We start from the raw sequence: 21421 nt of genomic DNA, 5'->3' as shown, positions 1-21421 counted from the left end.
CGGCACAACCGATCACAGGTGGGGTGTACGCGCATGAACAGCTCGACGATCGCCGTCGCCTCGGCGCATCCCGCACCGACCGTGGTGCGCGGCGACAGTACGGACACCATCCACCAGGCCCGTGAGACCACCCGCGCCTTCGCCGACAGCCTCAGCCCGGCCCCGGACCCGGCCTCGGCGGACGCTCTCGTCCTGGTGGTCTCCGAGCTCGCCACCAACGCCCTGCGCCACGGCGGCGGCCGCTACACCCTCGAACTCCGCGCCCGCCCGGACGCGGTGACCGCCGCGGTCAGCGACCCCAGCCCGACGGCGCCACGCGAACGGACGCCCGACCTCCACGGGGGCACCGGCGGCTTCGGCTGGCACATGGTCCGCCGCCTCACCAGCGAACTGGCCATCACCGCCGGGCCCGGCTCCGGCAAGACCATCCACGCCAGCCTCCCCCGGTAACGCCATTGACGTGCTCTTCCCAGCCACGGACAGCCGCGGACGGCGACGGACGGCCACGGACGGCGACCGTGGTATGCGGGAAGGTCCGGTCCGCCACAGCGGCCCACTCGGACTCCGCGCGCCCCGCGAATCCCCGGGCCGAAGCGGTCACCGCTGAACCGGCGAAGCTCTCCCACGGCTACGGCTACGGCTACGGCACGTGCGCTGCCGAGGCCGGCGTTCGTGGACGACTATCTCTCCACGAGGCACCCGAAAATCTACTCCGGCTGGAATAGACATTGAAATGTGGTCCGGTTATGGTTTTTCTCGTAGCCCAGAGAGACAGCCGGGCGCGCGCACCGGGAGGTCCGGCAGACGGTGCAGCGGTTCCTCGGGGCCCTGGTGTCATACGGCTGCCATACGGCACCAGGGCCCCTCCACCGCGTTCCACAGAGAGGTGCGATGACAGCGAACGACTCGTTCGACCGTCTCGATGATGACGACTACCCCGCCTACACCATGGGCCGGGCCGCGGAGACGCTCGGCACCACCCAGGGCTTCCTCCGCGCCATCGGCGAAGCCCGCCTGATCACCCCGCTCCGCTCCGAGGGCGGCCACCGCCGCTACTCCCGCTACCAGCTGCGCATCGCCGCGCGCGCCCGGGAACTCGTCGACCAGGGCACCCCGATCGAGGCCGCCTGCCGCATCGTCATCCTCGAAGACCAGCTCCAGGAAGCCCTGCGCATCAACGCCGAGTACCGCCGCGCCGCCGAATCGGCGGATCCACCGCCCGTGGTCTGAGGTGGTGGAGCCGACCGAACTGATGGCCCGTCTCTCCCCGCCGCGACCCGGACCGCGACGCGCCGAGCCCCCGGGGTGTCCCCGAACCCGACAGATGTTCTATGTTGCACAGGCAAAACAGCGGGGGAGGCGACGGACGACGCATGGCACGGGACTACGACAGTCAACTACTGGAGTCGGTGACGGTACGCCGTCGCAGGATGCGCGACGCGCTGCTCTTCGGGGCGGGGCGGGCGCGACGCACCGCGGACGAACGGCTCGGGAAGGTGTTCGCGGGGATGGCCATCGCGGCCGTCCTGTGCGCGGGATGCGTCGGATGGTCCTTCATCCAGGCCACGTTGGCGAAGCAGAAGGCCGAACAGCAGGAACAGAAGCAGCGACAACAGGGACTCGTGCAGCCGTACGCACAGCCGCCGGCCCTGTCGAGGACGGCCGCCGAGGCGGCGTCCCGGCACGCCTCCAGGCCCGCGTCGGGACCGCCGCTCACGACGCTCTCGAAGGCCGGGGCCCCGGCCGGGCCGGCAGCCCCGTCGAAGGCCCCCCGCACGTCGAAGGCCCTCGCATCGCCAGCGCCGACGAAGTCGCCCAAGTCGACCCATTCGTAGAAACCTTGACCCTGAAGGGCCGCAACGCCGCGATGATAGGTTCCCGCAAGTGGTGAGCACAGCAACGCCTTCCCGAGCGCAACTGTCCCGGGTGACCCTGGTCGGCGAGCGGCGCCGGGCCGACATGGTCCTCCCCTCGGACACCCCCATAGGGCAGCTGCTCCCGGACATCCTGCAGTTGCTCGACGACCGTGCCGCCTCGCGGCCCATGACACGCCAGTTGGTGACGTCGGACGGTTCCGCGCTGCCGCAGGACAGCACGCTGGCCGGCGCCGGCATAGCCGACGGCGCGGTCCTGCGGCTGGTCAGGACCCACTCCGCGCCACCCGCCCCCGTCGTTCACGACGTCGTCGACCTCGTGGCCGACGATCTCGACCTCCAGGCCTGGCGCTGGCGCCCCGCTGCCCGCAGGGGCAGCGCGGGGGTGGCGACCGTCGCCTTCGCGGTGATCGCCGCACTGCTCGCCCGCCGCGAGTTCGCACTCGACGTCCTGGCCGGCGCCCTGCTCGTCGTCACCGTCCTCCTGTTCGCCGCCGGCGCCCTCGGCGCCCGCGTCGGGAACGGAAACCGGGGCCTGGCCTCGGCTCTCCTGCTCGCCTCCGGAGCACTCGGCATCCTCACGGCGTGGACGGCCGCCGACGCCCACCAGTGGGCGGGGACCGCACGACTGGCCGCCGTCGCGGCCGCCCTCGTCCTGACCCTCGTCATGCTCGGCTGGTTCTCCCCGCTCGGTCGCGGCGGATTCATGGGCGCCGCCGCCGTCGCCACGATCACCGCCGTGTGGGAGGCGGTCGCCTCCGTTCAGGACGACCCGGCCCGACTCGGCGCGGTCATGGCCGTGTTCTCCGTCGTCCTGCTCGGCCTGCTGCCCCGCCTCGCGCTGATGGCCTCGGGGCTGACAGCGCTCGACGACCGGCGCTCCGGCGGAACCTCCGTGAGCCGGCATCAGGTGGGCAACGCGCTCGCCGCCACGCACCGGGGCCTCGCCCTCGCCACGATCGCGACGGCCGTCTCCGCCGCGGCGGCCGGCTGGTTGCTCACGCTGGCCGGCGAACCGAGCCTGTGGACCGTGGTGCTGCCGTCCCTCGTCGCCGTGGTGCTCCTGTCGAGGGCGCGGGCCTTCCCGCTCGTCGCGGAGGTCGTGGCGCTGATCGCCGCGGCGGGGCTGCTCCTCGTACGCCTCGTGATGCTGTGGATCGGACACGGCGGCGGCGCGGGAGCCCTCGCCGTGCTGTGCGTGGCCGCGCTGCTGCCGCTGCTCGGGCTCGCGATGCAGCCGTCCGACCACGTGCAGGTACGACTGCGGCGCATGGCCGACTTCGTCGAGTCCGTCGGGGTGGTGGGGTTGTTCCCGCTGGCCATCGGGGTGTTCGGCATCTACGGGCAGTTGCTCGACAAATTCTGAGGTCCACGCACAGGCGCTCCGCGCGGGGCAGCAGGTCGGAACAAGAGGTCAGGGGGCAGACATGTCGAACGCGGACAACTGGCAGGGTGACGTCCTGCGGGACCTGAGGGGCGGCGGCCCGCAGCCCGCCCCGCAGGGCGGGGCCGGGCCCGCCGGGCAGGGCGCCACCGCGCCCGTGCCCCCCGGCCCGGGTCAGGATCCCGCGCCGCCCGACGCCCCGCCGACCCCGCACGCGCCCCCGCACCCCGCCCCCCAGGTCCCGCCCGCCGCCCACCGGCCGAAGGACGACGCCCCGGCACACGGCCCCGCTCACGCCGGCGCCCGCGCGCCCCGTACCCCCGACTCCCGCCCCGCGGTCGATCCGAGTCTCGCCGGAGCGAGCCGCAAGCCCCGCAACGGCGAACCCTTCCCGGCCCGGGCCGCCCGCGCGATCTGGCGGACCGTTTCCTCATCCGTGGCCCGCGAGGTCGCCGAGGTCTCCCGCACCGCCGAATCGCTCCAACAGCCGGTGACCACCGGCCGCCAGATCGCCGTCACCTCCATCCGCGGCGGCGCGGGCAAGTCCACCGTCGCGGCCCTGCTGGGCACCACGTACGCCCACTACCGCCAGGACCCCGTCCTCTTCGTCGAGGCCGACCCCGCCCTCGGCTCGCTGCCCATCCGTCTCGGTGCCGAGTCACTGCGCTGGACCACCGGGGACGTCGCCGACATCGTCCAACCGCAGATGTCGCTGCTCGACATCACCGGCTACCTCGTCCAGCTCCGCGACAACGCCTGGCTGCTCCCCGGCAGCCAGGGCCAGATCGGCGCCATGCTGGACTTCCGCTCCTACGAACGCGTCATGGTCGCCCTGCGCCGCTACTTCGGCGTCACGGTCGTCGACTGCGAGACGCTCCCCGCGGAAGTGGCCCGCGTCGCACTGACCGCCTCCCAGGCCTGCGTCCTGACCACCCCCGCGACCCTCGACGGCGTCGCCAGCACGCACGCGGTGCTCCAGTGGATGCGGGGCCTGCCCCCGCACGTGATCGGCGGCACCGTCGTGGTCCTCACCGAACAGGCCCCGCACTCGGGCATCGACACCGACGAGGCGGTACGCACGCTCCGGTCCACCGGAACGAGCGTCCACGTCCTGCCGTACGACCGCCACCTCGCGGACGGCGGCGCGATCCGCACCGACCTGCTCGCCCAGGCGACCAGGACGGCCGCCACCCGCATCGCGGCGGACGCGTTCCAGCTTTCCCAGAAGCGCCACTGACGGACGACGACGGACGGCGAAGATGAGCACCCGACTGATCCACCGCCCGGCCCGGACGGTCAAGCCGCCCGCCGCCTCCGAGGCACGCGTCATAGAGGCACCGCCGAACCTGCCCGAGGGCAAGGCGGGCAACATCGCCATGTCGCTGCTGCCCGTGGCCGGTGTCATGTCGTCCGTCGTGATGATGACGGTCGTCCGCAACAGCCAGTTCGCCGCCCTCGGCGCACTCATCCTCGTCGTCACCGTCATCGGTTCCGTCGGCCTCGTCTTCTCCCAGCGCGGCAAGGCCCAACGCACCCGCCGGACCCAGCGCGAGGCGTACCTCGCCTATCTGGAGGACCTCCGCGAGGAACTCGCCACCGAGGAACGCGAACGGGGCGAGCGCGCCGACGTGCTCAACCCGCAGCCCCACGCGCTCTACGACATCGTGCGCGACCCGGCACGGCTGTGGGAGCGCCGCCGCGTCGACGCCGACTTCCTGCGCGTGCGCGTCGGGACCGGCGAGATGCCCGTACGCGACCTGCGGATCGCGGACCAGGGCTCCACCGTCCTCACCCCGCCCGACCTCTTCATGCTCAACGAGGCCTCGGCCCTGACCACCCGGTTCCGCAACGGCACCGAACTCCCGCTCACCGTCCCCCTCGACCGCATCGGCAACGTCACCGTCATCGGCCCCCGCGAGGACTGCCTGCGCGTCGCCCGCGCCCTGATGGTGCAGACCGCCGCCGCCCACGCACCCGACGACGTCGCCATCGCCCTGGCCGTACCGGGCGACCGGCTCGACGACTGGGAATGGGCCAAGTGGATGCCGCACCTGCTCGACACCGAGCAGTTCGACGGCCCCGTCGCAGCCCGCCGGATCGCCCCCTCGGCGGCGCAGCTCGCCCGCCGGCTCGGCCCCGAACTGCGCCGCCGCGCTTCCTACGCCGCCGAGGTCCGCCGCGGACTGTCCGGCAAGGACGCCCTGTCGATGACCTCCCGGCTGCTCGTCGTCGCCGACGGACACGGCGAGGACGCCGTCGAGCTGCCGCGCCCGGACGACGCCGTCGGCCTGCGCGAGATGGGCGTCACCGTCCTGCACCTGCTCGACCAGCGGATCCAGGAGCCCGGCCACGTCGGCGTACGGATCACCGTCGAAGGAGACCGGGTCCTCATCGAGGACCTGCGCCAGGAGGAGCCGATCAGCGCCCACGGCACCGTGGACGGGGTCGGCATCCCCTTCGCCGAGGGCCTGGCCCGGATGCTCGCGCCGCTGCGGCTGTCCGCCGAGTCCCTGGTCGACGCCCCGCTCTCCGGCCCCGTCGACTTCGCCGACCTGCTCGGCATCGACGACGTGGCCCGCCTCGACCTCGACCGGCTGTGGGCGCCGCGCGGCGAGCGCGCCTTCCTGCGCGTGCCCATCGGCGTCAGCGACTCCCGCGAGCCGGTCCTGCTCGACCTGAAGGAGTCCTCCGAGCTGGGCATGGGCCCGCACGGGCTGTGCGTCGGCGCCACCGGCTCCGGCAAGTCCGAACTGCTGCGCACCCTCGTACTCGCCCTGGTCGCCACGCACCCGCCGGAGGACCTCGCGCTCGTCCTCGTCGACTACAAGGGAGGCGCGACCTTCGCCCCGTTCGCGGACCTGCCGCACGTCGCCGGTGTCATCACCAACCTGGAGAACCAGGCCGGTCTCGTCGAGCGCGTCCACGCCTCCCTCGCGGGCGAGGTCAAGCGCCGCCAACAGGTCCTCAAGGGCGCGGGCAACGTCGCCGACATCGGCGACTACGCCGCGCTGCGCGCCGACCGGCGGCCCGACCTGGAACCGCTGCCGCACCTCTTCGTCGTCATCGACGAGTTCGGCGAACTGCTCACGGCCAAGCCCGATTTCATCGACCTCTTCCTGTCCATCGGCCGGATCGGCCGCTCCATCGGCGTGCACCTGCTGCTCTCCAGCCAGCGCATCGAGGGCGGCAAGCTCAAGGGCCTGGACACCTACCTCTCCTACCGGCTGGGCCTGCGCACCTTCTCCGCCGACGAGTCCCGCACCGTCCTGGACACCACCGACGCCTTCCACCTCCCCCCGCTGCCCGGCTTCGGCTACCTCAAGGTCGACACCAGCCACTACGAGCGCTTCAAGGCGAGCTACGTCTCCGGCGGCTACCGCGGGCCCGTCCGACGGACCGAGGAGGAGGACACCGGCCCCCTCGCCCTGGCGTACGAGGCGTTCAACACCCTCGCCGACCTGGAGAACCAGGGGCCGCAGGAGCCCTCCGCCCGGCGCCGCGAGACCGGCCCCACCGAGATGGGCGTCATCGTCGGACAACTGGAGCACGCCGCCGCGCCCGTGCGCCGGATCTGGCTGCCGCCGCTGTCCACCGCGATCGCGCTGGACACGGTCGCCGGCCCGCTGGACGCCGGCCCGCGCGGGATGCAGCTCGCCAAGCGGCGCGGCCGGCTCACCGTACCGCTGGGCCTGCTCGACGACCCGACGAAGCAGTGGCAGGGCGAGTGGTACCTCGACCTGACCGTCGCCGGCGGCCACGCGGCCGTCATCGGCGGACCGCAGTCCGGCAAGACCACCCTGCTGCGCACCCTCGTCCTCTCCCTCGCACTGACCCACACCCCGCGCGAGGTCGGCGTCTACGGCCTCGACCTGGTCGGCGGCGGCCTCCAGGCCCTGTCAGGTCTGCCGCACGTCGGCGGCATCGCCGGCCGCGCCGACCGCGAGCGCGCGGCCCGTACCGTCGAAGAGGTACGGAACATGCTCGCCACCCGCGAGGACCTCTTCCGCGAGCACGGCATCGACTCCGTCGAGCAGTTGCGCACCCTGCACACGGCGGGCCGGCTGCCGCAGCTGGCCTCCGCCGAGATCGTCCTCGTCATCGACGGCTTCGGCGCGCTGCGCGACGACTTCGAGGAACTCGACGACGCCGTCGTGGACATCCTCAAGCGCGGCGGCGGCTACGGCATCCACGTCGTCGCGGGCATGCTCCGCTGGAACGACGTCCGCATCGCCACCCAGTCGAACTTCGGCACCAGGGTCGAACTGCGCCTCAACGACCCCGGCGAGTCCAGCATCGAGCGCAAGCTCGCCGAGACCCTCTCGCCCGACGAGCCCGGCCGGGTCCTCACCGACGGCAAGCTGTTCGCACAGGTCGCGCTGCCCCGTACGGACGGCCTCGCCGACCAGGCGGAGCTGGGCGCCGTACTGGAACGCACGGCCCGCCAGGTGCACGCCACCTGGAGCGGAGAGGCCGCCCAGCCGGTACGGGTACTGCCGCACGTCCTGGAGCCGCACCTGCTGCCGGGGCCTGCCGCCGAACCCCGCCGGGTGCCGATCGGCCTCGACCAGAGCGCACTGGCGCCCGTACTGCTGGACCTCTTCGCGCACGACCAGCACCTGCTGGTCATGGGCGACAGCGAATGCGGCAAGACGAACCTGCTGAAGACCATCGCGGCCGGACTCATCGAACGGTACGGCGAGGAGGAACTGGTCTTCGCCGTCATGGACCCGCGCCGCGCCCTGCGCGGAGCGATCCCCGAGGAGTTCAACGGGGGCTACGCGTACAACGCCAAGATGTGCGCGGGACTGGCCGCGGGCATCGCCACCGAGCTGGAACGGCGGATGCCCGACGACAGAGCCCCCCTGGACGACCTGGAACCCGGCAGCTGGGGCGGCGGCCCCCGGATCGTGGTCCTCGTGGACGACTACGACGTGCTCACCACCGCGGGGCAGTCGCCGCTCGCCCCCTTCCTGCCGTACATCCCGTCGGCGGTCGACATAGGCCTGCACTTCGTGCTGACCCGCCGCGTCGCCGGCGCCTCGCGCGGCATGTACGAGCCGCTGGTGCAGGGGCTGCGCGAATCAGGGGCCTCGGCCGTGGTGATGGCGGGCGACCGCAGCGAGGGCCAGCTCTTCCCCGGTGTGTACGCCTCGCAGCAGCCCGCCGGACGCGGTGTGCTCGTCCGACGGGGACAGAGCCGGCGCCTGATCCAGACCGTGTACACGCCCGAGTGACGAAACCACCGGACCACTAAGGACCGTACGACCCCATGACCAAGGACGTCATAGCCCTCACCCCGCGGATGCCCGACGCCTGGAGCGTGCTCGCGGGGCTGCTCTCCGGTGGCCCTGACAAGCTGGTGGACACCACCGGCGAGGGCGCCGTCGTACAGCTCTGCGACGCGCGGGGCCGGCCGCTGGTGGCCGTCGAGGCGCCGATGCTCGTGCAGGTCCCCGGCGAGGCCGCGCGGCTGTTCGCGGCCGTGGAGCCACCGGTGCCGTTCTGGTGGACCGAGGCCCGCGCCACCACCGGCGTCGCGGAGGCCGAACGGCTGGCGGGCACCTTCGCGGCCCGGGTCGCCGCACTGACCGGCGGCACGGCCTGGCCGCCGGAGGCCGCGCTCTCCGTGGCCGTGGTCCCGTCCGAGGACGTGGGCGTCGCCCCCGCGCCGGCCGCCGCGCAACCCGCCGTGGACGTCCTGACCGACCAGGTCGCCGTCGTCATCATGGACCGGCCCGTGATCGCCATGACGGCCTGGCTCTCGGACGCCTTCCGGGCCGCCGCCGCTTCGGAGCGCGGACTCCAGATCGTCAGCCCGGCGGGCAGCACCCTCACCCCGGCCGTGCGCGACGCTCTGGCCGGCTGGCCCTCGCGCTGGGTCGTGCAGGACGAACGGGACGGCTACTACGACGGCCGCTCGGGCGCCGTGCTGCGCTGGCAGGAGGGCATGTTCGCGACGGTCGTGCGGCCGGACGCGACCGAGGACGATCCGCGCACCCCGGTCGCGGCCTCGTTCCGGGAGTTCACGGACACCGGCGAACGCCAACTCGCGGTCTCCTTCCGGACGGTCCACCCCGCCGACGACCGGCTGGTGCTCGGCGGCGCCCTGGAGACGGTCTGGCGAGAGCTCACCGGCGAGCCACCGGCCGGCTGGGCGACCGCCGAGCCCGCCAACCTGCCCTGGTCCCCGGCGCGGTTGACCGACGTCGCCCACGCGCGGTCGCCCGACCCGAGCTGGTTCGTGGTGGTCGGGAGCCCGGCGCGGCCCGGCATCGCCGGCGTCCGGGTGACCCGTACGAAGGCGGGTGTGGAGGAGGACGTCACGCTCGCGTTCGGCTACGGGGCCCACGAGGAGCCGCCGTTGGACGCGCTGCCGCGGCTCGCGGAGACGCTCGCCACCCGCCACCCCCTGCGCTCCATGCTCGTACAGCTCCGCAAAGCACGCCGTGACCTGGCGGTACCGGCCCGCTTCGAGGGCCCCGGCGTGCCGTTGGCGTTCGTCCTGGGCTCCGAAGAGGTCCGGGCGATGCCGGGCGACCGCGCACGGCGCACGCCATTGTCAGTGCCACCGGTCACACTGGGACCGAAGGCACGCCCGGCGCTGTACTACCCGTTCCCGGGGGAGCCTTCGGACCTGTCGGGGTGGAGCGACTTCGAGCGGTTGATGCGGCACCTGAAGGGCGAGTGACCGGCCTGTTGGTTTGTCAGGCCTTCGTCACAACTACTCGGTTGCCGACTGCGTCAGCGATATGAGTTGATAAAAATGAACATACTCACGATCAACGAGTAGACGGGGGAGTGGAATGAAGTTCGACATGGGGACGCAGGTTCTGACGAGCCTGATGTCGGGGTCGCGGAACTCGGGTACCGACCTGGGAAGCCTGATCCAGCAGTTGATCAACGCGGCGCAGCCCCTGGAGGGCAAGTTCAACGGTCAGGGCAAGGTCGCGTTCGACTCGTTCAAGCTGCGGTCGGACGAGATCACGAAGGAACTGAACGCCTCGCTGTCGGCCATCCTGGGCGGCCAGTCCGGCATGGAGCAGGCCTTCGGGTCCGGTGACCAGGAGCAGGACGACAACGCGCGCACGCAGATGGGCGCGGGCAACTTCGACGCGGCCCGGTTCTCCGGCCGCTGATCCTCTTCAGAACCTTTCAACCACACGGGGAGTGTGTTGCGTGATGGCCGGTGACACGGACCGTCGGTCCTACGACGCGGGTGCGTCGACCGAGGCACAGGGCAACATCCAAGTGGTCATCGGCCAGTTGGAGCAGGTGATCGCGGCACGCGAGGCGCAGGTGAGCGCGGCGATGTCGGACTTCGCGGCGGACGGTGTGGCGGACGACTACCACGCCAAGGAACTGCGCTGGAAGAACGCCTCGCAAGAGGTGAAGAACATCATCCGGCTGCTCAAGACGACGCTGGAGAAGAACGACGCGACGGCGCAGCAGACGCTGGCGCGGGCCAGGGCCGCGGTCGACAACATCGGCTGAGTGGGTTGTCGGAGCTTCGGGGGAGCTATGACGTCGTGGGACATCAAGCCGCAGGGTGTGCAGAGCCAGCTCAAGCTCACCGGTGAGCGGGCGGGTGATCTGGAAAAGGCATTGAACAAGCTGATGTCGGACATGTCGGAGGCCGCGTACGCGGCCGGTACGGCGATTCCGGGTTCGGCGGCCACGGTGCCCTCACCCACCATGCAGGGGCCGGTGCCGACGGGGCAGGTGCCCTTGTCGCACCGGGGCAGCACGGGCCCGGTGGGCGCCGCGCTCAGCCAGTACCTGGAGAAGAGGCAGACGGACCTCAAGTCCGTGGTGGACCGTATCCAGGCCTCACTCCTGGGCGCGGCCAAGGCGACGAACGAGTACCTCCAAGGTGACCTGGAGGCGGCCAAGGAGGCCCAGGACGCGGCGAAGAACGTACGCCTGGACCTGCTGAAGGACGCCCCGGGAGGCGCCAAGTGAGCAACGCACCGGTCGATCCCGCCGAAGTACCCGTGTTCACGGGGCAGTTGTCGGTCCTGGACGAGAAGGTGACGGCGCTGTCGGCGGACGGCGGCGCGCTGGCGAACGCCGGCTCGTCGGTCCATACGACGTTCGGTGGGATGTCGGCGTATTACCAGGCCCCCGAGGCGGAGCAGCTGTTCGCGGTGACCAAGCCGGTCGCGGACATCACGCTGTCGTTCAGTGGCGACCTGTGCACCATCGCGGGGGCCCTGGGCACGTACTCGCAGGAGATCCGGCCTCTGGTGAAGAAGCTGGAGGAGCTGAAGGCGGAGGCGGCGTCGTTCCGGTCGAAGGTCTCGCGCGACGAGGACTGGATCGAGGACGGGGATCTCATTGACGAGAACCTCGACCGCCGGAACAAGATCGCCGAGGTGTGGACGCAGTTCCAGGCGGCGGAGCGGCACGCGCACGACAAGATCGTGGCATTGGTGTGCGGAGCGCCGCTGAAGGTGAACGACGGCTCCAACGGTGAGGGCATGTACGGCTATGACGCCGAGGCTCTCAAGCAGGCGAAGTCCCTGCCGTGGGGTGACGCGGTGGAGGAGTCGGTTCCGGCGTGGCAGGTGTGGGAGCACGCCTATGACTTCGGCAAGGGCCTGATCGTCGACGGCGTGTGGGGCACGATCAAGGGTCTGGGGACACTGGTCGGCTTCGACGGCTGGGACGCGGCGGGGCAGGCGTGGACGGGGCTGGGGAAGCTCGCGACCGGTCTGGTGATCACCGCGTCACCCGCGGCGGTGGCGTTCTGGATGGCGGACGAGAAGGATCTGCCGCCGTGGATCCGTGATTCGCGGACGGCGATGAAAGAGACCGGCAAGGCGCTTGTCGCATGGGACCAGTGGGGTTCGAACCCTTCCCGCGCGGCGGGCGCGGTCACGTTCAACGTGCTGACGACGGTGTTCACCGGTGGTGCCGGTGGTGCGGTGGCGGGCGCGGGCAAGGCCGGGCTCGCGGCGAAGGCGATTTCCTTCGCGGGCAAGGCGGGTCGCGCGATCGATCCGATGACGTACGTGTTCAAGGGTGCCGGGGCCGGCATCTCGAAGATCGGCGATGTGATGGCCGGTCTGAAGGGCATGGGAAAGATCGAGATTCCCAGGATCGACGAGGGCGCGTTCAGCCTGCCCGAAGGCGCCTTGGAACTGCCTGACGGAACGATTCGGCTGCCCAAGGACACCCCGATACCCGCAGGGGCCGTCAAGGTCTCCGACGACACCATCAGACTCCCCGAGGGCACCGCCTCCCTGCCCCCGGGCACGGTCAAGTGGCCTTTCGACGGCCCCGCGAAGTACGCCGACGAGGCGGGCAACCTCTACAAGGAGGACGGCAGCCTCTACCAGAAGGCCGGCGACGCCAGGCCGGAACCGTCCCCGAAACTCGACACGGACGCGAACACCCCCAGGACGGAGACCCCGGCCCGCCAGGAGGCCCCGGTCCTGGCAGGAGTCGGCGCCCGAGGCGGCGACGACGTCATCCGCGTCGGCAGCGACATCTCCGACCCGGTCCGCGCGGCGGACAACGGCGCCCACGGGGGCAGCTTCGACAACACCCCCACGGGCCGCGCGGGCGACCACGGCACTCCGGGCGGCCACGCCCCGGACGGGGCGCCGCGCAACGACCTGGACAACACCCCCCGCGGCAACTCCCGCCCGGACACTCCGTCCACAGCCGCCACCCATGCGGACGGCTCCGGATCAGGTGCCACCCACACAGATGGCCCGTCCACAGGAGGCGGCCACCACGAGCCCCCGTCCCCTGGCAGCGCCCACCCGGAAGCTTCGGGCACGGGCGGCATCGACGGCGCGACGACTCCCGGCGGTGGCGCACCCGGTCCGAATCGTGTTCCCGACCCTCCGAGTTTCATGCGGCAGGGGGACAACCCCTACGGCCCTCCCGGGTCGCTCAAGCCGGAGCAGATCACGGAGATCCAGGTCTACAGGGCCAATCACGAGGAGGGGTACTTCAAGGACTACTACGAGAAGCGCGGCTACCGCCAGGACACCGACCTCCCCGACGAGAGCGGCTTCCCACCGCCGCAGCTGATCAGGGACCCCGCCAATCCGACGATGTGGATCGCGAAAGACAGTGCTCCGCCGGCCTTCCCGACGAAGTACTACCCAGGCTGGGACCGTTCAGGTACCGCCCAGCAGTTCACTGATCCGCACGCCAAGTCCATCCTGGACAACGCGGCCAGGACACGGCACGAGGCGATTCAGGCCGACAACCCCCTGCACGATCCGCTTGGTAAGGCCAAAAAGGCTTGGGAAGCGAATAGAACGCCCGAGAACAAGGCGATATATGACGCTCTCAAGGCCGATCACGCACCGTTCCACGACACGATGTCAAAGGCCACTGAGGCCTACGGTGAGTCTGTCGCCCGCCATCATGCCGTCTCGCAGTTCTACGACGGAGCAAAGTGGGAGCCGACCGCCGGACCCAAGAACGGGAACGATCAGTTCGACCAGGTCTGGCGGCGCAAGAACGACGAGGGCTTCGCCGTAATCGAAGCGAAGAGCGACGTCGGTACGGGCATCAACGAGCGTACGCTGCCGACCGGATACAAGGCGAAGCAGGGCTCGCGCGAATACTTCCTCGACATCATGAACGAGATGTGGAAGAGAGCGCAGAACGGAGATGCCGCCGAGCTCAAGTTGTACACTGACCTCAAGAAGGCGCTCATAGCGGACAAGGTCGAATACATCCTCGTGAAGGGTGTTTCCGACGGGCCGACTCATGGGGGCTTCAAGAGTCGCCGATTCAATATCGGAACGTTCAAAGAGGAAGACTTCTTCTTCGAGGCCACCAACAGGAGTAATCCGTGACGGTAATTGTGGAGCGGCATGCCGTTCCTACGGTCGAGGAGCAGGTCACCGAGCGCCTCTCCGAGGAGTTCGAGACGAGCATTCAGAATCTGGATGCCTCGCCTGCGATCGTCGGCATGGCACTGAACGAGGCACTCCTGCAGGTGCAGGCGAACCAGGCCCTCAATCCGCGCGGCAACCGTTTCGCCACGTGGGACGCCACCGTCTCCGCCATGCAAATCGGCACGACAGCCTTTGTTGCCGCCTCCGCCACCGAAGGCTCGATCGAGACGCGCATCGCACACGAGATGCGCACCGTCAACGCCACGGGGCCCCAGTTCTACGCAAACGCCGGCAACTGGTTGACCGCACTCTGGTTCGTGATCATCTGCCGGGATCAGCCCCGTATGGGCACGATGTGCCAGATTCCGCTCGAACTCCTGCGATCGTCCGGCGCGGAGGGGGATGAGTACCTCTACCACTGGGTGGACGCCCTGCAGACGTACTGGCGTGAGCAACCGGGTCTGCCGGAGAAACTGACGGCGGCCATCGAGCAGTCCCATCCGGATATCGCCACGATCACGCCGCGCGATCTGCTCCAGTGTGTGCTGTACCCGCCGATCAACCTCTTCTACCAGTTCCTGCGCAAGGACCACGACGGGTTCAACCAGGCGCTCGTGGAGGCTCTGGAACTCCACAAGGCGTACTGGAGTACGCCGGAGCGTTCGGGGGACATCGCAGGGTTCCTGGCCCTCGGGCCGCTGGCGATCGCATGTCTCGCGTACGACGCAGGCTTCCCCATCGAGGTCGAGTCCGAGTACCTGCCCGTCCGCCTTCTGGACCGTTCCTGGGTGGGCGAGTTCGACACGTGATGCCATTTGACCGGGACACGGTCGTGACCGTGTCCCGCCAGGACTATCCGAAGGATGCGATGGCGGCGGTGGTTCCTGTCATGGAGGGGTCGCTGTCCGATGTGCTGGAGGGGATCGAGACCTCGCACCGTTCCAGGTCGGGCGCGGTCACGGAGTCGCTGAACGTCGCCCTGGTCCGTAGTGTCGGGGACCCCGGCGCCGTGATGCTGGAAACCTGGGAGTCCTGGCTGCTGGCCATGCAGGCGCATTCGGCTGTCTTCGCCGCCGCCGTTTCCGAAGGGGAAGCGGTCACCTGCAAGGTCCGCCAGGAGGAGCGCCACCTCGCCACCACCGGGCCGCAGGCCTACCTCAACGCGAGCACCTGGTTCGACGCCTTCTACCTCGCGATCATCTGCCGTGAAGCAGCCCGCCTCGACATGCTGGCGCGAGTTCCGGTGTCCCTGCTGCGCGACTTCGGCGGCACGCTGGACGAGTACGCCTACGCCTGGGTGGAGACCCTCCAGAGCTTCTGGCTCCACCGTGACGACCTGCGCACCCACCTGGTGCGCGCCGTGGATCTGAGCGCTCCCGAGCAGGCCCGTGTCCTCGACGCGGAGACCATGACCAAACTCCATTACCCGCCGATCATGTTGCTCTACCGCTACCTGCGCAACGACGTGGCCGGCTTCAACGAGGCCCTGGCCGACGCCGTCCGCTGGCACAAGGAGTACTGGACCGCGGACGAGGACCGCACCCTCAACATCCAGGGGGTCGTGGCCCTCGCTCCGCTGGCGATAGCCTGCCTGGCCAAGGCCAACGGCCTCCCGCTCGAGATCGAGTCCGACTACCTCCCCCAGGCCCTCCTCGACTTCGCCTGGCGCGGTGAGTTCGACGCGTAGCACCGCGCCCCGCCGGCCGGGGCCATGGCCGGGGCGCTGAACGGCACCTTCAAGGCCGAGCTGATCGAGATGCAAGGCGCCTGGCAGGACGTGGACCAGGTGGAGCGCGCGATCCTCCAATGGGGCACGTGGTACAGCAAAGACCGCCTGCACTCCTCGCTCGACCACGTGCCACCAGCCGAGTTCGAACGCGACTTCCGGCAGGGCCAGGAACGAGCCCCGCAGTCCGTCTGAAAAAAGGTCACCGGACTCCACGAAACTCGGGACAGCTCACTTCACGCGCCCCCGCATGAGTTCCAACGGTCCGGACTGGCGCCAAGGCAAGGCCGACCCCCGAGCCGCTCGACCCGAGCGACCACGGCGGTGCGCAAGGCATGCGGACTCAGAAGGGCACCAGGCCATATAGTCGTACGATCCTGGCCGAAATGACTTCGCGCGGTGGCAGGGACGCCGAGATCACGAAGGACCTCTGTGCCGCGTTGAAAGCGGTGAAGCTCAGGTAACCCCTTGTCAAGGCCAAGGCAGATGTCAACAGTGACGGCCTCTACGCTGGTGCCGTGATCGAGGACTTCACGTTTTAGCTGGAGGAGAGCCAATGGCAACGCGCGTTCCGCGCCATGACTTCCCTACGGACAACTCGGCGGAGGTCATGGAGCCGGTGGTTGCGGCCGCCCAGGAGGCCGTCGAGGGGATCGAGGCGTCCGAGGACGACCGCTGGGACGCGCTGCCGTCCGCACTGTCGGCGGCGAAATGGCACTGCCTCCAGGACCCGGTGGCCGGCGATCTCAAAACCTGGGAGTCGTGGGTCCTGGCCATGCAGGTGGGATCCGCACTCTTCGCCGCCGGCACCGCGCAGGAAGGCCCGGTGAACTGCCGGGTCGGGACCCTGGACGAGGTGCGCAAGCTCCCGGCGACCGGTCCGCAGGACTACTTGCATGCCGGGAACTGGCTCACCTCGTTCTACCTGGCGCTCATCTGCCGCGAGAACGAGCGGGTGAACCAGCTGGCCCAGGTCCCGGTGGGGTTCCTGCGTGCCTCAGGCGCGGAGTTCGACGAATACGTCTACACCTGGATCGAGACCCTCCAGAACTTCTGGTTCGGCCGGGCGGAGACCTGGAACACCCTGGTCGCCGCGGTCAACGGCACCGATCCCCAGCACGCCCGGATCACCGGCACGGAACTGATACCGAAGATCATTTACCCGTCACTGGAGCTCTTCCAGCTCTATCTGCGCCGGGAGGACCAGGCCTTCAACGACTCCCTGGCGACGGCCCTGACCTGGCACAAGGAGTACTGGACCGCGAACGAGGCCCGTTCCCTCAGCGGTGACGGTCTGGTCGCCCTGGCACCGCTCGCGATCGCCTGCATGGCGTCTGACGCAGACATGCCGATCGAGGTCGAGTCGGAGTACCTCCCCAAGCACCTGCTGCGGCACACCTGGGTCGGTGAGTTCGCCACGTGAGTCGTGCGGTGACTCGCCATCCCTTCCCCACAGAGAACGCGGAAGCAGCGCTCACCGCGCTCAAGGAGAGTGCGGAAGGGTGGATCGGTGGTCTGGAGGCGGACTCGACCGGTCTGGGCGAAGCCCTGGACACCACGCTCATGGTGGCCAAGGTGCACTGCCTGACGGATCCGCGGGGGTCGATCTTTCCCACGTGGGATGCCTGGGTGAACGCCATGCAGGTCGGTTCGGCCGTCTTCGCCGCCGCGACCGCGGCCGAGGACCAGGTGCGGTGCCGGATAGCGCACGAGGACCGTACGCTCCAGACCACCGGCCCACAGCAGTACGTGACACCCGGCACCTGGCTGGCCGCGTTCCACCTGGCCGTGGTGTGCCGGGAGCGGGACAGGATCACAGCGCTGTGCCGGGTGCCGCTGTCGCTGCTCCGGGACAACAACGCGCACTTCGACGCGTTCGAGTACGCCTGGATCGACGCGCTGCAGACCTACTGGCTCGGTGGTGACGGCCTCAGCGCGAAGCTGGTGGCCGCGATCGACGGCACGGACCCGGCGGTCGCCACTCATCCGGAAGCCGCGGGCAAGCTGATGTATCCGCCGATGGAGATGTTCCACCGCGTCGTTCGCGGGGACCACGCCGGGTTCGATCGCGCCCTCGCCGCAGCCCTGGAGTGGCACAAGGAGTACTGGACCGACGAGGGCCGGGCGGCCCGGGTCTCGGGTCTCGTCGCCCTCGCGCCGCTCGCCATGGCCTGCTTCGCCCGGAACGAGGGCATTCCGATCGAGGTCGAGTCCGAATACCTGCCCGCCACCCTCCTCGCCGGCAACTGGTGCGGCGAATTCCCCACTTAAGGCGGACTGCGTGACGAGCCCGGTGCGGGCTCAAGTGAACCGCCCCGGTCAGGGAGACGCGCAGAGCGTGAAATCCAGGCCGCACAAAGGGCCGTTGACCGCACTAACGCCTCTTTGAGCCAAAATTCAACGACGGGCCCCTCATTGCATATCCAACCAATGGCGCAAAATGATAAGGAAGTTCGATGGGTACGCTGCTGCGCGCGCCGAGAGAGTGCGGTTCGTGGTTCTGGGACCTGGACGACGTGGTGGAGCCTGGCCTGGAGTCCGCGCTCAGCACCGCGGGGCGCATGAGTGCGGTGCTCCAGAAGCACGCTTTGCTGGAGCCGGACGCGCTTGAGTGGAACTGGCTCCAGGTCGGAAAGGGCGGCCTCGGTATCCATAGCCGCCTGGACCTTGTCAGGCGTTCGCTCGACGATCCGGCATTGCCCGATGAACTCCGCGCCTGTCGGCCGACGGGTCATCCGCAGGCGGAGATGGGCGGAATCCTTGTGCTGGGGTCCGGCGCGTGGTTCGACGCGAGCGGAACACGCCAGAAGGAGTACCGTCTGGTCGAACTCATGGTGTCAACCGACGAGATCGGCCCTTCGGCCGAACTGTCCGTGTACCACGACGTATGGGGTCTGTGTGATTTCCGGGGCGAGCCCCACCCGGCCGTTCATGCCGCTAACGCGCCACGGCTCGCGTCAGCCCTGCAGGAGCTCGTCCAAGCGCTCGGAGTCGAGGCGGAGCCCGGCGAGCCGACGTACTACGGTCGAGCGGAGGGGCATGGGCTCAAGGCTCCCGACATCATCTACGGGCGGGGACCGGACCTCACCGATGCGGTATTCGGCTAGATATCCAACCCGGTCCACATTGCCCTGGGGGAGCACCGCATGGCCGAGGACGTGATCGCGCTCACCGAGTTCAGCCAGACTGGCTGAGCATTCTGGCTGGTCTGCGGGGCGGGCTGTTCACGGGCGAGGCCGAGAAGTGCCTTGCCGGTCACCGCGTCAGTGTCACGGCTAACAGATCATTTCAGAATCCGGTTCGGAATCGTCTCAAGCAGATGATGCTGCAGGCGAGTTGAAGCAGGCCGAGATGGAGATCGGCGCGTATCTCGTAGCCGATCCGAAGGCGTTTGAACTGGTCCAGCCAGGCGAAGGTGCGCTCGACGACCCAGCGGGTCTTGCCCAGTCCGGAGCCGTGCGGGGTGCCGCGACGGGCGATCCAGAATTTCGCCTTCGCCGACAGCCTGCTCAGCCGCTGGCCGGCGCGGTTCAATGATCGGGAACTGGACGAGAAGGGCCTGTACCTCTTCGCCCGCTCGACCGCGCTGCTCGGTGACCTGAAACGCGACCAAGGTTCTGTGCTCGGCCCACTCTCCGCCCAGCACTCCTACGCCGGGGCTCGCGCGGTCTTCACTCAGCTCGGCATCCCGCGTCGTGTCGCCCAGCTCGACCTCTCCCTCGCGGTGGTCACGGAAATGTCCGGCAACCTGGAGGTTGCCGCCCGCCACTACGAGATCCTCGCCGTCGACGACCGCCTCTCCCGCCGAGACCGCGCCAGGGCCCGCCTACGGGTGGGCACGGCGCTGAGCAAGAACGGCCGGCACGACTACGCGACCCGTGTCATGCAGGCCGCGACCCGCGACTTCGAGGACCTCACCGAACCCGACGACTGGTCGGTGGCCCACCAGAAACTCGCCCTCGCCCGCCGAGGTGCCGGCGACCTCACCCAGGCCCTGCAGTACATCGACATCGCCCGCACCAGCGGGGCCACCGACTCACCGATGCAACGCGTACGGCTGGACACCGCCCATGGCCACATCCTGCTCTCCGACATGGCGACCCGGGATGATGGACTCCTCGTCCTCGATCAGGCCACGCGCACGGCCGCGCGGTACGGACTCGTCCACCAACTGCGCAGTATCGAGGGCATCAAGGCCATGAACGAGGGGGCGACCGGCCCCGGGCGACGGTGACCAGGGAGAGACGCGTGAGCGACAACCAGCAGGCCATCACCGAGGACCAGTGGCGCCGGGCGGCGCTGATCTGGGACTACCACCAGATGCACCACCAGTTGCGGCCCGTCGACGTGGCGATCGGCCTGGGCAGCCACGATCTCGGCGTCGCGACCCGTTCTGTCGAGCTGTACCGCGCCGGACTCTTCTCGACCTTGGTCTTCACCGGCGGCAACAGCCCCACCACCGCCAAGGTCTTTCCGCGCGGCGAGGCCGTCCACTTCCGCGAGCACGCCATCGACCTCGGCGTACCCGCGGAGGCGATCCTGCTGGAACCGGACGCCGGCAACACGGGGCAGAACATCACTCTCTCCCGTCAGGTCCTCACCGCCGCCGGTATCACCCCGACCACCGTGCTACTGGTCTCCAAGCCCTACATGGAACGGCGGTCGTTCGCGACCGCCCGCAAGCTCTGGCCCGACGTCGAGATCCTCTGCGCGTCGGAGCCGCTGGAGTTCGACGACTACGTGAAGTCCATCGGCGACGAGAAGCTCGTCCTGGACATGCTCGTCGGCGATCTCCAGCGGGTCATCGAGTATCCGAAGCTCGGATTCGCCATCGAGCAGGAGGTCCCGGAGGACGTGCAGGCAGCGTACGAATCCCTCACCCATGACGGCTTCACCAGCCGTCTCATCACTTCCTGACCTGCCGGAGCCGGGCAGGCTGTGTGCCATCCACCAGCCCAATCCGTTGCCGAGACTGACCACACTGGCCGGCCTGTTCGCGGCTGACCACTGAATCGTCCTGGACGACCTGCAGTTCACCCGCCGCGACCACCAGCACCGAGCCCGCCTCGGGACTCTCGATGATCCGAGTCGTCGGCAGTGGCTCACCGTCCCCACTCACCTTCCCCACGGACGGCCGACTCTCATCCGGGACACGTTGATCGACGATCCAGACCGGGCCCGGCGGAAGACCGCTGGGATGCTGCGGCAGTACTACGGAGCGAGTCCCTATTGGCCTGCGCTCGCACAGGCCCTGGCCCCAGTGCTGGATGCCTTCGGCACGGGACGGACCGCCACGGTCGCCCCAGTCTCCGTCCGTGGCGGTGTGCGCGATGTCGCGGGCCGCGGTCCGCAGGGCGTGGGCAGCCCGCTCCTCGGCCCGGACCTCCCCCTCCAGCGCAAGGCCGAGGCCGAGAAGGTGGCACTCAAGACCGCGAAGAAGGAGAAGGCCAAGAAGGCCGGCAGGGCCAAGGGCAGCAAGCAGAGCAACAAGGCGAAAGCCCGGGCCGAGGAGGCCGTGAAGGCCAAGCGCCGGAACTCCAAGAGGTAGGTCCCTGAGCGTCTCCGCTCGCGCAGG

General features: G+C 69.6%; 18 protein-coding genes and 4 pseudogenes. 21 read left to right on the top strand and 1 reads right to left on the bottom strand.

Annotation, left to right across the window (positions count from 1 at the left end; all coding sequences use genetic code 11):
* Nucleotides 1-33 precede the first annotated feature (33 nt).
* The 17 genes and pseudogenes from ACFXPL_RS09445 (at nucleotide 34) to ACFXPL_RS09365 (ending at nucleotide 18953) form a co-directional block, all read left to right on the top strand.
* Nucleotides 34-450 (top strand): ATP-binding protein, encoded by a 417-nt coding sequence (locus ACFXPL_RS09445; protein WP_384915113.1) that lies wholly within the window; start codon nucleotides 34-36, stop codon nucleotides 448-450.
* Between the two features lie 441 nt (nucleotides 451-891).
* Nucleotides 892-1230: a MerR family transcriptional regulator gene (locus ACFXPL_RS09440; RefSeq protein WP_384915111.1), complete on the top strand. Its 339-nt coding sequence runs from the start codon at nucleotides 892-894 to the stop codon at nucleotides 1228-1230.
* 143 nt (nucleotides 1231-1373) lie between these two features.
* A pseudogene (locus ACFXPL_RS09435) lies at nucleotides 1374-1616 on the top strand (hypothetical protein); the annotation flags it as partial.
* A 268-nt stretch (nucleotides 1617-1884) separates the two neighbouring features.
* Complete coding sequence (gene eccD, locus ACFXPL_RS09430; RefSeq protein WP_384915108.1) at nucleotides 1885-3240, top strand: type VII secretion integral membrane protein EccD; 1356 nt, start codon at nucleotides 1885-1887, stop codon at nucleotides 3238-3240.
* A 61-nt stretch (nucleotides 3241-3301) separates the two neighbouring features.
* The gene (locus ACFXPL_RS09425) at nucleotides 3302-4495 is read left to right on the top strand and encodes a MinD/ParA family protein (protein ID WP_384915105.1); all 1194 of its coding nucleotides are present in this window, start codon (nucleotides 3302-3304) and stop codon (nucleotides 4493-4495) included.
* A gap of 22 nt (nucleotides 4496-4517) precedes the next feature.
* Nucleotides 4518-8492 carry a type VII secretion protein EccCa gene (eccCa, locus tag ACFXPL_RS09420; protein WP_384915102.1) on the top strand — a complete coding sequence of 1325 codons (3975 nt, stop codon included), beginning with the start codon at nucleotides 4518-4520 and terminating at the stop codon, nucleotides 8490-8492.
* A gap of 35 nt (nucleotides 8493-8527) precedes the next feature.
* Nucleotides 8528-9946 carry a DUF6177 family protein gene (locus tag ACFXPL_RS09415; protein ID WP_384915099.1) on the top strand — a complete coding sequence of 473 codons (1419 nt, stop codon included), beginning with the start codon at nucleotides 8528-8530 and terminating at the stop codon, nucleotides 9944-9946.
* Between the two features lie 115 nt (nucleotides 9947-10061).
* Complete coding sequence (locus ACFXPL_RS09410) at nucleotides 10062-10394, top strand: hypothetical protein (protein WP_384915096.1); 333 nt, start codon at nucleotides 10062-10064, stop codon at nucleotides 10392-10394.
* Between the two features lie 43 nt (nucleotides 10395-10437).
* On the top strand, nucleotides 10438-10749 hold the full coding sequence (locus ACFXPL_RS09405; RefSeq protein WP_384915093.1) for a pore-forming ESAT-6 family protein: 312 nt from the start codon (nucleotides 10438-10440) through the stop codon (nucleotides 10747-10749).
* Between the two features lie 27 nt (nucleotides 10750-10776).
* Nucleotides 10777-11217, top strand: a complete 441-nt coding sequence (locus ACFXPL_RS09400; protein ID WP_384915090.1) for a DUF6507 family protein — start codon at nucleotides 10777-10779, stop codon at nucleotides 11215-11217.
* Nucleotides 11214-14078 carry a hypothetical protein gene (locus tag ACFXPL_RS09395; RefSeq protein ID WP_384915087.1) on the top strand — a complete coding sequence of 955 codons (2865 nt, stop codon included), beginning with the start codon at nucleotides 11214-11216 and terminating at the stop codon, nucleotides 14076-14078. Before ACFXPL_RS09400 ends, ACFXPL_RS09395 begins: the two co-directional genes overlap by 4 nt.
* A complete protein-coding gene (locus ACFXPL_RS09390) occupies nucleotides 14075-14929 on the top strand; it encodes an immunity 49 family protein (protein WP_384915084.1) in 855 nt (284 codons plus the stop codon). Before ACFXPL_RS09395 ends, ACFXPL_RS09390 begins: the two co-directional genes overlap by 4 nt.
* Before the next feature lie 29 nt (nucleotides 14930-14958).
* Entirely contained in the window at nucleotides 14959-15807 is an 849-nt protein-coding gene (locus ACFXPL_RS09385) for an immunity 49 family protein (protein ID WP_384915081.1), read from the top strand.
* A 24-nt stretch (nucleotides 15808-15831) separates the two neighbouring features.
* On the top strand, nucleotides 15832-16041 hold the full coding sequence (locus tag ACFXPL_RS09380; protein WP_384915078.1) for an integrase core domain-containing protein: 210 nt from the start codon (nucleotides 15832-15834) through the stop codon (nucleotides 16039-16041).
* 361 nt (nucleotides 16042-16402) lie between these two features.
* Nucleotides 16403-17269, top strand: coding sequence for an immunity 49 family protein (locus ACFXPL_RS09375; protein WP_384915075.1), 867 nt, complete (start codon nucleotides 16403-16405; stop codon nucleotides 17267-17269).
* Between the two features lie 8 nt (nucleotides 17270-17277).
* Complete coding sequence (locus ACFXPL_RS09370) at nucleotides 17278-18117, top strand: immunity 49 family protein (protein ID WP_384915072.1); 840 nt, start codon at nucleotides 17278-17280, stop codon at nucleotides 18115-18117.
* 185 nt (nucleotides 18118-18302) lie between these two features.
* A complete protein-coding gene (locus ACFXPL_RS09365) occupies nucleotides 18303-18953 on the top strand; it encodes a hypothetical protein (protein WP_384915069.1) in 651 nt (216 codons plus the stop codon).
* Between the two features lie 181 nt (nucleotides 18954-19134).
* On the opposite strand, the pseudogene ACFXPL_RS09360 reads toward ACFXPL_RS09365, so the two are convergent.
* A pseudogene (locus ACFXPL_RS09360) lies at nucleotides 19135-19326 on the bottom strand (transposase); the annotation flags it as partial.
* 1 nt (nucleotide 19327) lies between these two features.
* Here ACFXPL_RS09360 and ACFXPL_RS09355 point away from each other — a divergent pair.
* The 4 genes and pseudogenes from ACFXPL_RS09355 to ACFXPL_RS09340 all read left to right on the top strand — a co-directional run.
* Nucleotides 19328-20080: pseudogene (locus ACFXPL_RS09355) on the top strand (hypothetical protein); the annotation flags it as partial.
* Between the two features lie 14 nt (nucleotides 20081-20094).
* Nucleotides 20095-20763: a YdcF family protein gene (locus ACFXPL_RS09350; protein WP_384915066.1), complete on the top strand. Its 669-nt coding sequence runs from the start codon at nucleotides 20095-20097 to the stop codon at nucleotides 20761-20763.
* Nucleotides 20764-20857: 94 nt separating this feature from the next.
* A pseudogene (locus ACFXPL_RS09345) lies at nucleotides 20858-21103 on the top strand (WbqC family protein); the annotation flags it as partial.
* Between the two features lie 66 nt (nucleotides 21104-21169).
* Nucleotides 21170-21394 (top strand): hypothetical protein, encoded by a 225-nt coding sequence (locus ACFXPL_RS09340; RefSeq protein ID WP_384915063.1) that lies wholly within the window; start codon nucleotides 21170-21172, stop codon nucleotides 21392-21394.
* The last annotated feature ends 27 nt before the right edge of the window (nucleotides 21395-21421 follow it).

The sequence above is a fragment of the Streptomyces sp. NPDC059092 genome (assembly GCF_042756365.1).
Taxonomy (GTDB): domain Bacteria; phylum Actinomycetota; class Actinomycetes; order Streptomycetales; family Streptomycetaceae; genus Streptomyces.
This window is presented reverse-complemented; position numbering and strand designations above follow the sequence as displayed.